Below are 12297 nucleotides of genomic sequence, written 5' to 3'. Positions count from 1 at the left end.
AATGCAATTTTTATCTTCAATTACGTTACTTGAGGGCGTAGCATGGGCTTTAGCCTTTCAATTTTTAATCTTAATTTGGCTTTTAATCAATCAAAGTCAACAAAGAAAACTGAGCAGGCAATTTAATGAAAAAACCCTTGAGGCTTTTACTATGCAATTACACCAAGTGCATTTGGATGTAAGTGAGAAAATTGCCCAAGGACAATTAATGACGCAACAACTAATCCACGATACGGTCCAGAAACAAATGACTGATGTTCGAGAGCAAATAAGTCATAGTTTCAAACAACATGCCAGCTCGCTGACCTCTCATTTACAGTTGCTTACTGAAGAAATTCGCAATCATCTCCATAGTTTAACCCAACAAGTCAATCATAAATTAACTGAGGGCTTTGAAAAAACATCTTCAACTTTTATCGATGTAGTGAAGCGATTAACAATCATTGATGAAGCGCAAAAGAAAATCACTGAATTATCGAATCACGTAGTCAGTTTGCAAGATGTATTAGTCGATAAAAAAGCGCGGGGCGCTTTTGGTGAGGTACAACTGGCAACACTAATTAGTAATATGATTCCTCCCAATCATTTTGCCATGCAATATACATTAAGCAATCAAAAACGCGCTGATTGCATTTTGTTTTTGCCTGAGCCCACGGGTAATGTTGTTATTGATGCTAAATTCCCTTTAGAAACCTACCAGCGACTGATCAGTACTGATGCAGGTTCAGTCGAAAAAAAATCATTACAACAGCAGTTTCGTCAGGATATTCAAAAACATATTAAAGATATTGCAGAAAAATACATCATTCCCAATGAAACGACTGATGGTGCCATGATGTTCATTCCCGCAGAATCCATTTTCGCAGAAATTCATGCCAATTATCCAGACTTAATTTCACTGTCTCAAAGACTAAAAGTATGGCTAGTTTCCCCAAGTACATTAATGGCGGTACTTACTACTGCTAAAGCGGTACTCAAAGATGATGCGACTCGCAAACAAGTTCACATCATTCAAAAACATCTACAGGCTTTGGCAGATGATTTCCAGCGTTTTGAAAAAAGAATGGATAAACTCTCCAAACATATTAATTTGGCACATCAAGATGTCAGTGAAGTAAATACTTCCGCTAAAAAAATTACATCGCGTTTTCAAAAAATCGAGTCAGTAGATATTGAATTGGATGAGTTGGAACTGATTGAAACTGATACAACAAATGAAACATAAATAAAATTTTGTAGCCTGGGTGAAGCGCAGCCCTAATCCGGGAATTCCATCTAAATAAACCTCTTAATCCCGGGTTTCGCTACGCTTCACCCAGTCTACAAAATGCCCATCACGAGCTTATATAGAGAGTAGATCTATGACGTCTCCATTTACGGGAAAAACTTATATTAATAAAACCTTCACCCAATTAATTATTGAACAAACACGAATCGAGCAGATTAATTTTGAAAACTGCCAGTTCAAGCAATGCAAATTTATTGACGTTATTTTCAGTAATATAAAATTCACTGATTGCGATTTTGAATCCTGTGATCTTGGGCTAGCAAAATTTCCAAATTGTAAGTTTTCAGAAGTTTCATTTAAAAATTCAAAAATTATAGGAGTAAACTGGACTGAATTAAGCTGGCCTTTAGTCAAACTGACAAGTCCCCTCTATTTTTATAGCAGCAACTTAAGCCACTCCAGTTTTTATGGGTTGGAACTTCCTAATTTGATTCTCGAAGAATGTAAAGCGCATGATATCGATTTCAGAGAAGCAAATTTAAGTCATGCAAGCTTTGTGGATTCCGATCTGCTAAATAGCCTATTTCTCCATACGAATCTAAATTCTGCTGACCTTACAAATGCCATCAACTACACAATTGATCCGAATGAAAATAAAATCAAACAAGCACGCTTTTCCTTCCCAGAAGTCATCGCATTATTAAATCATTTCGACATTAAAATTAATGATTGGCCTGAGAACGACTGATCTGTAGCTGCTCGAGAAATATCATCAGTTCAAAAATAATGTAGCTCAATTCGGCATATAATTAATTATACAGATTATTTTTAAGAGCTCTAAAATGCCTAAGAATTATTTTTCAAGTAAAGGAGGAACTCTAGCAACACGACTAGATCAGGCTTGGGCTGATTATAAAAACAATTCGTTATCCAAGAAAGATCGATTAAATGCTCTTGATTTTATGATCTATGTGTTTGATATTAAAAAATTTTCCAATGAAAAAAATGAGCTTAACAAGCTCTTAACCAATCTAATGGAGGAGCGGGAGAAGAAAAAACAAAACGATCCAGACTATATCCCAATGCTCACTAGAGGAACATATCAATTTGAAAGTAATAGAGTCTTGGAAGCCACGACTCGTTCTAAAGTTTCTTCACAAGCAGATATTCAAAAAGCTTTTGATGCAAGTGAATTACTCGATGTTAACCAAAAGTCTAAAAATATTGATAGAACACATGGGACTACCTATTTAACCCCAGAGCAAAGGGCAGAGTATCGTATTGAAATCCACAATGGCCTACTTCATAAAGAAGGTACGCTTTTTGATTCTTCCAAATTAAGTGCCCACGGCAAGCCTGGATTTGTTGCATTCACTTTAAATGCAAATGGTGAGCTTTCGGCTTTTGAACATTTATTTGTAAGAAGGGATAAACAAGGTAGAAAACTAGCGCACTCATCAATGAATGCAGGTGCTCCTGTATTAGGAGCTGGGGAAATGGAGATAAGAAATGGCAAATTAATCAGTATTAATACTCATAGTGGACATTACCAACCTTCTTTGTATTCTATATCACGCTTCTTAGAATATTTAAGCGATCGTGGCGTAGATATTTCAGAAACAAAAGTATATCTACGAAGAGCGCCCAGTAAAGAATCTGGCCTTCCATCTAAAACGGTTTCTTTATATGGACAACCATTCCGTGAAGTTTCCGCAACTGATATTGTACATAGTGTTAAAGCGATTATGACGAGCAATTTAAATTCTCTTTATGAATATTTTAACAGTACCAAAACAAAATTATTAAGAGATGTATTCAAAAATGAATTGACTCAAGCAAAGTCTGAAATTGCACAAGAACTTCATGATGAGCTTGTATATACGATGGATACAATGAAAGACTCTTCTTCGTTGACCGCTACAAAAGTAGCTCTTGAGTGTCTCGATTCAATAATAACAAGATATTCAGAAAAGCTTGAACAACTAAAGGGTACTACAGGACGTTTAGACAGTAAATTTGCCGAGATGAAAGCTCAAATTAAAGCGACTCGAGAAAAACTTGGTGTGGGAGATGATGTCAAAAAAGATGAGAACAAAGAAAAAGAGCGGGCTGAGTGTTTTAAACACACATTTTAAATAAGGAACAGGAATAAATTGATTTATTATCCAATTAATCATAAATAATCCGCAATTTTAAGATGAACCAAGACAACACATAAGGTATAATCGATAACTTTTAAATCCGATTGCCTAAGCTATGCCCATTAATACCTTACTCTATAAACCGACGCACGTTAAACAAATATGGGGACAACTCCACGGAAGCAGCTTAGCACTAGCACTGGCAGAGTATTGTCAACAAACTCCTGGAATTAAGTTATTGATTGCCCAAGACAATCTCAGTGCAAATCAGTTGCAGGCGGAATTGAATTTCTTTCTCAACCCCAATATTCCCCAGGAATTATTGTTTTTTCCTGATTGGGAAACACTTCCTTACGATCAATTCTCACCACATCAGGACATCATTTCTGAACGGTTATATACATTAAGCCGTATTCAACAAGTCACTGATGCAATTGTCATTACTTCGGCAAGCACACTAATGCATAGGCTATGTCCTCCTGAATTTTTGAATCAATATGCTTTGATGCTCAAAGAAGGACAAAAACTGGATTTAACTGCCTTTCGTAACCAGTTACAACAGTCCGGTTATCATTGTGTCAATAAAGTACTTGAACATGGAGAGTTTGCCTTACGCGGTTCAATTATCGATGTTTATCCCATGGGCTCAGGCTTACCATTTCGTATTGAACTCTTTGATGATGAAATTGAAAACCTGAGGGAGTTTGATACCGAAACGCAACGTACAATAGAAAAAATAAAAGAAATCAATGTGTTACCTGCACGAGAATTTCCTTTAAATGAACAAAGTCAACTGCTCTTTCGACGTGCTTTTAGAGAATTATTTCCAGGAAATCCTAGCCAGTGCCCTATTTATGAAGCAATCAGTGAAGGTCAGTTTCCTTCGGGGATAGAATATTACCTACCTTTATTTTTTGAAAAAACCGTTACTTTTTTTGACTATCTACCAGCAAATGCCAAGGTTTGTTTGATAGAAAACATTCAAAATAATGCAGAACAATTCTGGCAAGAACTGAATGAGCGCTTTGAACAAAGACGATATGATGTCAGCAGGCCTATTTTATCTCCTGAAGCCTGTTTCATTAATCCAATTGAATTATTAACCAAGGCAAATACCTACGAACAACTTCGCTTATTCCAAAACCCCTCAGATAAAAAAGGTGCGGTGGTTAATTTTGATATTGTCCCCGGCCCACAATTGCCTATAGACAGGAAAACCCAGGAACCTTTAAGTCAACTCCGTGAATATTGTGCTAATTCCACACGCCGCTATTTAATTGTGGTCGAAAGTGCTGGACGACGTGAAGTGTTACTTGATTTGCTCAAACCAAGTGGCATTTCCGCTAAAGTACAATCTTCATGGTACGATTTTATTAATGATACGGCTCCGCTCAACATCAGCACTGGAGACCTTATTTATGGATGTGAATTAAAGCAAAATCATATCGCAATCATCGTTGAGTCTCAATTATTTGGAGAGCAAAGCACCCCTCAAAGACGAGGCGCACAAAAGACAATTGATCCCGATTTAATTATCCGTGATATGGCCGAGCTCCGTGTTGGCGATCCGGTAGTCCATTTGCAGTTTGGTGTCGGGCGTTATCAGGGATTGCAACATATTGAATCCAGCGGGTTTTCCAGTGAATTTTTAGTTCTTACCTATGCGGGTGAGGATAAAATATATGTTCCTGTGACCTCACTCCATCTTATTAGTCGATACACTGGGATGGATAGTGATCATGCTCCATTGCATAAACTGGGTTCGGATCAATGGCAAAAAGAAAAGAAAAAGGCCGTCGAAAAAATTCATGATGTCGCGGTCGAATTACTGGATCTCTACGCCAAAAGAGAGGCACAACCAGGATACCAATATCAAATAGATAACAATGAATATGTTAAATTTGCCAGCGCGTTCCCGTTTACAGAGACCCCCGATCAATTACACGCTATTGATCAAATCATAAAGGATATGCAGTCTCCAAGACCTATGGATCGTTTAATTTGTGGGGATGTAGGTTTTGGCAAAACAGAAGTCGCAATGCGTGCAGCGTTTATTGCAGTGCAAAGCAATAAACAAGTCTGCATTCTGGCACCTACCACCCTCTTGGCAGGACAACATTTTGAATCATTTCGGGACCGATTTGCTGACTTCCCCATCAACATCGAGTTGCTGTCTCGATTTCGTTCAAACAAAGAAACCGAAGCGGTTCTTGCAGCTCTGAAATCAGGAACCGTTGATATCGTCATAGGAACTCATAAATTATTCCAGAGTAATATTGCCTTTAAAAATTTAGGACTACTCATCATTGATGAAGAACATCGCTTTGGCGTCAAACAAAAAGAACACATCAAAGCGCTGCGGACTCATGTTGATATTTTGTCCATGACTGCTACCCCAATTCCAAGAACACTGAATATGGCTATGGCTGGAATCAGGGATATTTCCCTGATGACTACACCTCCTGCCAAACGTCTGGCAATTAAAACCTTTTGGCAAGAGAAGAAAGATGCCACCATCCGTGAGGCCATTCTAAGAGAAATTCTCAGAGGCGGTCAGGTTTTTTTCTTGCATAATAATGTAGAAACAATTGAACGAATATGTCAGGATTTGCAAACTCTAGTTCCAGAAGCAAAAATCCGTAGTGCCCATGGACAAATGCGTGAACGCGAGCTAGAGCGGGTAATGTCTGATTTTTATCATCACCGTTTTAATGTGTTAGTCTGCACAACAATCATTGAAACGGGTATTGATATTCCTACTGCCAACACAATTATTATTGATCGCGCGGATAAATTTGGTTTAGCCCAATTGCATCAGTTACGTGGACGCGTTGGTCGCTCCCATCACCAGGCCTATGCCTACTTGCTTACCCCCCATGAAAAGGTATTAACTGCCGACGCAGTCAAACGTTTAGAAGCGATTGTATCACTAGAAGACCTAGGTGCAGGATTCACGCTGGCAACCCATGATATGGAAATTCGTGGCGCAGGTGAGCTTTTAGGAGAAGAGCAAAGCGGGAACATGCAGGCAATTGGATTTAGCTTATTTATGGAACTGCTTGATAAAGCAGTCCATGATTTAAAGGAAGGAAAAACACCTGAATTATCGGCACCGATGCATCAAGGACCTGAGATTGATTTACGAATCAGCGCCATTATTCCTGAGGAATACATTCCCGATATTCACAATCGACTTATTATGTATAAACGAATTGCGAATGCGAAAAGTAAAGAACAACTGCATGATTTACAAATTGAGTTGATTGACCGATTTGGTTTATTACCCCAACAAGTCAAACATTTATTACTGATTACTGAGTTAAAATTAAAAGCGGAACAAATGGGTATTCAAAAAATCAGTGCCGGAGCACAGCAAGGCAAGCTGGAATTTGGTGAAAAACCCTCTATCGATCCAGGCGTGTTGATTCATTTAATTCAAGTGCATGCCAAAAGATATCAAATGGAAGGCCCCCAGCGCTTGCGTTTTAACCTGGATAGTACATCTTCGGAAGAGCGTATTTTTGAAATCAGCTCTTTACTTAACAAATTAACTGGAGAGAAAAATACCTAGTGAAGTGCCAAGGAATGGCGAGGAAATAATTTTGGGTACCTTGTTCAATAACTGCAAAAAAATGGATTTTCCATTTTTAGAAGACTATGAGGTAAACCCTTAGATCGTTTTCATTGACAGCCCAAATCAATTAATTAACAATCTAGTTGGCCAATATAAATAAATCATCGTTTTTTTAATTGATATAGAAGGAACTATTATGATTAAGAATTTTTCTTTAAGCTCATTGTTATTGCTTTCAAGTTTCATTCCTGGAATAGCAATGGCGGACCCCACAGCATATGATATTAATGTTTATTGCCCTGCTACTCAAGGACCAAACGCTGTAACCCATTTTGGAAACTACATTGGTGGCTATGGCGTAGAATACGTATTATCCCAAACACTGCAAGTATACTTTCGATCAACTGGATCCGTTCAAGATGTTCCCGCTAATTTAATAAACTATAATAATGATTCAGTTACTTATAACAGTGCGTCAGGAAACATCATTTGTAGTTATCAAAGCAATAATCCTGCCGATCCAAGATTTACCGTAGCGTACACCGTAACTAATGGTATGGGAGGCACTGTGCAAGCGCAATCCAACAACTCCATCAGTGTTCGAATTCCTGCTGGGTTGAGAGGTTAAGTGCGGCATAAAAGACCCGGGTGAATGTGCTAGTCGAACTGAAACGTTCAGAGGGTATGCTTGAATCTTCGGAGCGGTTGAATTTAAGCGCGGGTTGTGCGAAATTAGCGCTAATAAAACGAAGCGTACGTCACAGTATGTGCGGGCTTACCAAGCTTTAATTTCGCGCAATACGCGCCAAATAAAGACACTCAGCGACTAGGGCGTGAAAGTCACCGCCGCCCCCAGGGAGCGTTTCCCTGGGTAAACCCCGGGTTCTGCTTTCGCATCAGCGAGGTTACTAACTACCTGCTTTAACTTGTTCCACCTACGGTCAATGCATCGATTTTCAAAGTAGGTTGCCCCACTCCAACTGGAACGGATTGCCCTTCTTTACCGCAAACACCTATTCCCCGATCTAATCCCAAATCATTTCCAATCATGCTGATTTTTTTCATCACATCCGGACCATTGCCAATCAGAGTAGCTCCTTTGACAGGCGCCGTAATTTTTCCATTCTCAATGAGATAAGCTTCGCTGGCAGAGAATACAAATTGACCAGAGGTAATATCAACTTGTCCACCACCAAAATTAACTGCGTATAAACCACGTTGTACAGAACGAATAATTTCTTCAGGATCATGCTGTCCTGCCAACATATAGGTATTGGTCATCCTGGGCATAGGTACATGCGCATAAGACTCACGACGACAGTTTCCTGTAGAGTTCATCCCCATCAATTTGGCATTTAGTTTATCTTGCATGTAATTCACTAAGACACCATTCTCAATCAATGTAGTGCACTGTGATGGAGTGCCTTCATCATCAATAGTTATGGAACCACGTCTGTCTTTCAAAGTACCGTCATCAACTACAGTGACTCCTGGCGCTGCGACTTGTTGACCAATACGGCCAGAGAATGCAGATAATCCTTTGCGATTAAAATCTCCTTCCAAACCATGCCCTACTGCTTCATGCAATAAAACACCCGGCCAGCCCGGGCCCAAAACCACAGGCATTGTTCCTGCTGGTGCAGGTTGTGCTTCCAGGTTAATCAAGGCCTCACGTACTGCTTCACGAGCATAACTTAAGGCATTTTCCTTTTCATGAAAATAGGAATAAGGTACCCGGCCCCCACCACCAGAACGTGCAGATTCTCTTCTCCCATTTTTATCTTCTACGATAACGCTTACATTGATACTCACCAGCGGTCGGACATCAGCAATCATCTGTCCGTGCATTCCAGCTACCATCACAACTTCATAGCAGCCACTTAATGAAGCATTAACCTGAATTACGCGAGGATCAATACTACGCGCTTCTTTATCAATCGCTTCCAACAAAGCAATTTTTTCTTGCTTGCTCATGCCTTCAATAGGATTTAAACCTTGATAGCGACTTACAGCGGCTCCCTTTACCTGGACGGATTGAGTTGGTCTCGAACCAGTCAGTGCAATAGAACGTGCTGCATCGGCAGCTCGCAACATGGAAGGTAATAAAATGTCATCACAATAAGCAAATCCTGTTTTATCACCACTAACAGCACGAATCCCTACACCCCGATCGAGGGAATAGCTCCCGCTTTTCACAACCGAATCTTCCAAATACCAGGACTCATAACTGCAACTTTGAAAATAGAGGTCTGCATCATCAATATGATGATGCATCATTGTTTTAAATAATTTATCTATACCCGTTTCATCCAGTGAGGCAGGAGCTAGTAAAATCTTTTTTGCTGTAGTAAGGGCTTCTGTCATTTAATTACCTTTAATATATAAAAATAGTGTCTGTTGGTTTTTGCTATAAAAATAGCATCTACTTTATAAGTTTAATACATGATGTTCTATACAGGGGAATTTTCGGCGTATTTCCTTTTGGTGTTGTAAATCAATATCTGCTGTCACTAATCCAGAACCCATTTCTTTTTGAGTAAGTACTATTCCCCAGGGATCAACAATCATGCTATGACCAAAAGTGCTTCGTCCATTTTGATGTCGCCCCCCTTGATTTGCGGCCAAAACGTAACATAAATTTTCAATGGCTCTAGCGCGCAATAATACCTCCCAGTGGGCAAGACCTGTGATGGCCGTAAATGCAGAAGGAACTGTAAAGATCTGCGCCCCTTGCAACATCAACTGTTGATAAAGCTCAGGGAAACGTAGATCGTAACAAACCGTTAATCCTATTTTTCCAGCTGGAGTATCAACAAGAGCCAGCTCCTGTCCGCGTTCAATGGACATTGACTCTTGATATGCTTCATTTGATGAGACGTTCACATCAAATAAATGAATTTTATCATAGCGAGCTACGCACTTGCCTTGCGCATCATATACCAGGCAACTGGCACGTACTTTGGAACCTGAACTTTTAAGAGGAATAGTCCCTGCGATTATCCATAAGCCTAATTTTTTTGCCAATTGACTCATTTTTTGTTGTATGGGACCGTCTCCATACACTTCGCCAATCTGCAATTTATCTGTTTCATGAAGTCCCATGAACGCAAAATTTTCAGGCAGGACTACTAGTTCAACTTGCTCTTCACGAGCGTGGATCATTAATTTTTCTACTTGTTGCAAATTGTCAGCAACATCTGCTGAAGAAACCATTTGTACCAAAGCTGCCCGTGCCATACCAAATCCTAAAATTTATGACATCAAAAATGTCGAGATTTTTTCCATACTCTGAGTCTGCGGGGCATCGCCAAACCAGGTTACTGATATGAATTGGTTAAACCTAGATGCCTCTTAACCCTACCCTGGTTACGATAATCAAAACGGCAATAACCAGTATACTTGTTCTATCAAAATTTATTTATAATACTACTATAGTACCGTAGAACCTCAAAACAAAAATAATTCGTTTTAAACTTGAAATATGGGAAACTACCCCATAGATATGCTAGACTAAATATAAACATAGAGGAGCTCTAAACAATGAACCGAAATAATGTCACTATACTTACGCGAGGCCATGAATCTGCGCTTTCGAGCAATAAGGTACTGCGAAACACCTATCTATTACTAAGTCTGACATTTCTGTTCAGTGCAGGTATGGCAGTTTTATCTCTAACAAGCGGTGCACGCCCTATGAATCCTCTTCTGATGATCGTTGGCGTTTATGGTTTAATGTTTTTGACTCAAGCGTTACGAAATAGTGTTTGGGGACTAGTCAGTGTTTTTGCTTTCACTGGATTCCTGGGTTATACCCTAGGCCCTGTGCTTAATTTTTATATCAGCCACTTTACTAACGGCCCACAAATTATTGCAACTGCCTTAGGCGGTACAGGAATCATTTTCTTTGCATTATCAGGTTATGCTTTAACAACTAAAAAAGACTTCAGTTTCTTAGGCGGATTTCTTTTTGTTGGTGTAATGGTCGCTTTATTGGCAATGATAGCCGGAATTTTCATTCATATACCTGCGCTACAATTAGCTATTTCAGCGATTTTTATACTTATATCTTCAGGATTAATTCTCATGCAAACGAGTGCAATTATTCATGAAGGTGAAACAAATTACATTTCGGCTACAGTAGGTCTTTTTGTATCAATTTATAACTTGTTCGTCAGCTTGCTCAATATACTCAGTGCATTTTCAGGCCGCGACTAGTTATCGTTCTCCTCTACCTGAATCCCGGTTATGTTTTGCCGGGATTTTTTTTAGTAGCTAGCTGAAGCGCCAAATCACGAGCTGTCAATATAGTCTATTACCAGGGTGAAATGGAATGTAACCCGTGTTTTCCTGTAACCAATTTCCTGTTTGCTTAAGTTAGCAAAAATGGTCAAAGCATTCTTTCCTAAATTCGATAGCATTACTTGTGTAAATAAATTGATGACCTAAAGTTGAGAACAGTATGAATTATAAGTACCAATTAGAAAAAGTAATTGAGTTTATTGGCAAACATCTTGATGAAAAGCTTGATTTGGCTCAATTAAGCAAGATTGCCTGCTTTTCTAAATATCATTTTCATCGTTTATTTACTGCTTATACAGGGTTATCACTACAACAGTATATTCGTTGGCTTCGCCTAAAACGGGCAGCTCATCAATTAATTGTTGATAAGGATAAGACCATTATTGAAATTGCAATAAATGCGGGATTCGAATCCCATGAGGCCTTTACTCGTGTATTTAAACAAGCTTGTGGTCTGAACCCAAGTGAATTTAGATTACAGTCAAATTGGGATTCTTGGGAAAATCCACCGTATTTTTTGCCAAAACAAGGCAACATCATGAATGTATTGATCAAAGATATACCAGCCAGACGTTTGGCTGTATTTGAACATCGAGGTTCACCTGCAACATTGGGCGAGAGTGTCAATAAGTTAATTCATTGGGCAAAATCTCAATCGATGAACCTAAAACCGAAAGCAGGAGAGGCGTTTGGATTTGCTTATGACGATCCTAAAGTAACTGATCCTGAAGATTTTCGTTTCGACTTAGGAATTACAGTGCCAGAACCGATAAAACTTGAAGGTTATATCATTGAAAAGCGTCTCCCAGCAGGACGTTATGCTGTGGCAGTGCATAAGGGCTCACGAGATGCTATTGGGAACACTGTCTATAGTTTATATCGTGATTGGTTACCTGACTCGGGTGAGCAATTAGGTGATTTACCCTGTATTTTTTGCTATTACAACTTTGACCATGAGGTAGCTGAGACAGAGCTGCTTACAGAGTGTTGGCTATTATTAAAATAACTGCTCATGATATTGGTTTAAAGAAAGCTAAGATATAACTTTGGTACAA

The 12297-nt window shown here is 39.1% G+C and carries 9 protein-coding genes; 7 read left to right on the top strand and 2 right to left on the bottom strand.

All coding sequences use genetic code 11. The annotated features are described in order from the left end of the window. The first annotated feature begins 1 nt into the window (after position 1). From BW930_RS09160 to BW930_RS09140, 5 genes are all read left to right on the top strand, one after another. On the top strand, positions 2-1225 hold the full coding sequence (locus BW930_RS09160) for a DNA recombination protein RmuC (RefSeq protein ID WP_058468278.1): 1224 nt from the start codon (positions 2-4) through the stop codon (positions 1223-1225). 136 nt (positions 1226-1361) lie between these two features. After that, entirely contained in the window at positions 1362-1976 is a 615-nt protein-coding gene (locus BW930_RS09155) for a pentapeptide repeat-containing protein (RefSeq protein ID WP_058468279.1), read from the top strand. 94 nt (positions 1977-2070) lie between these two features. Next, the gene (locus tag BW930_RS09150) at positions 2071-3363 is read left to right on the top strand and encodes a hypothetical protein (RefSeq protein ID WP_058468280.1); all 1293 of its coding nucleotides are present in this window, start codon (positions 2071-2073) and stop codon (positions 3361-3363) included. 121 nt (positions 3364-3484) lie between these two features. After that, entirely contained in the window at positions 3485-6940 is a 3456-nt protein-coding gene (mfd, locus tag BW930_RS09145) for a transcription-repair coupling factor (RefSeq protein ID WP_058468281.1), read from the top strand. 199 nt (positions 6941-7139) lie between these two features. Further along, a complete protein-coding gene (locus tag BW930_RS09140; protein WP_058468282.1) occupies positions 7140-7571 on the top strand; it encodes a hypothetical protein in 432 nt (143 codons plus the stop codon). A gap of 293 nt (positions 7572-7864) precedes the next feature. Here the strand turns inward: BW930_RS09140 and tldD are convergent, their stop codons facing one another. Both tldD and BW930_RS09130 read right to left on the bottom strand, forming a co-directional pair. After that, positions 7865-9307, bottom strand: coding sequence for a metalloprotease TldD (tldD, locus tag BW930_RS09135; RefSeq protein WP_058468283.1), 1443 nt, complete (start codon positions 9305-9307; stop codon positions 7865-7867). Between the two features lie 63 nt (positions 9308-9370). After that, positions 9371-10180, bottom strand: coding sequence for a carbon-nitrogen hydrolase family protein (locus tag BW930_RS09130; RefSeq protein ID WP_058468284.1), 810 nt, complete (start codon positions 10178-10180; stop codon positions 9371-9373). Positions 10181-10483: 303 nt separating this feature from the next. Between BW930_RS09130 and BW930_RS09125 the strand changes: the two genes are divergently transcribed. Together BW930_RS09125 and BW930_RS09120 are read left to right on the top strand one after the other, a co-directional pair. Then, positions 10484-11158, top strand: a complete 675-nt coding sequence (locus BW930_RS09125) for a Bax inhibitor-1/YccA family protein (protein ID WP_058468285.1) — start codon at positions 10484-10486, stop codon at positions 11156-11158. Positions 11159-11402: 244 nt separating this feature from the next. Next, the gene (locus BW930_RS09120) at positions 11403-12248 is read left to right on the top strand and encodes an AraC family transcriptional regulator (protein WP_058468286.1); all 846 of its coding nucleotides are present in this window, start codon (positions 11403-11405) and stop codon (positions 12246-12248) included. The last annotated feature ends 49 nt before the right edge of the window (positions 12249-12297 follow it).

The organism is Fluoribacter gormanii (genome assembly GCF_900156395.1).
Lineage (GTDB): Bacteria > Pseudomonadota > Gammaproteobacteria > Legionellales > Legionellaceae > Legionella > Legionella gormanii.
Note: the sequence above shows the minus strand (reverse complement) of the source record. Positions and strands in the feature narration are given on the sequence as shown.

What these genes read in the sequence shown, in the direction of transcription:
- BW930_RS09160 (WP_058468278.1), top strand. Translation starts at nt 2, where the DNA reads ATGCAATTTTTATCTTCAATTACGTTACTTGAGGGCGTAGCATGGGCT.
- BW930_RS09155 (WP_058468279.1), top strand. Translation starts at nt 1,362, where the DNA reads ATGACGTCTCCATTTACGGGAAAAACTTATATTAATAAAACCTTCACC.
- BW930_RS09150 (WP_058468280.1), top strand. Translation starts at nt 2,071, where the DNA reads ATGCCTAAGAATTATTTTTCAAGTAAAGGAGGAACTCTAGCAACACGA.
- mfd (WP_058468281.1), top strand. Translation starts at nt 3,485, where the DNA reads ATGCCCATTAATACCTTACTCTATAAACCGACGCACGTTAAACAAATA.
- BW930_RS09140 (WP_058468282.1), top strand. Translation starts at nt 7,140, where the DNA reads ATGATTAAGAATTTTTCTTTAAGCTCATTGTTATTGCTTTCAAGTTTC.
- tldD (WP_058468283.1), bottom strand. Translation starts at nt 9,307, where the DNA reads ATGACAGAAGCCCTTACTACAGCAAAAAAGATTTTACTAGCTCCTGCC.
- BW930_RS09130 (WP_058468284.1), bottom strand. Translation starts at nt 10,180, where the DNA reads ATGGCACGGGCAGCTTTGGTACAAATGGTTTCTTCAGCAGATGTTGCT.
- BW930_RS09125 (WP_058468285.1), top strand. Translation starts at nt 10,484, where the DNA reads ATGAACCGAAATAATGTCACTATACTTACGCGAGGCCATGAATCTGCG.
- BW930_RS09120 (WP_058468286.1), top strand. Translation starts at nt 11,403, where the DNA reads ATGAATTATAAGTACCAATTAGAAAAAGTAATTGAGTTTATTGGCAAA.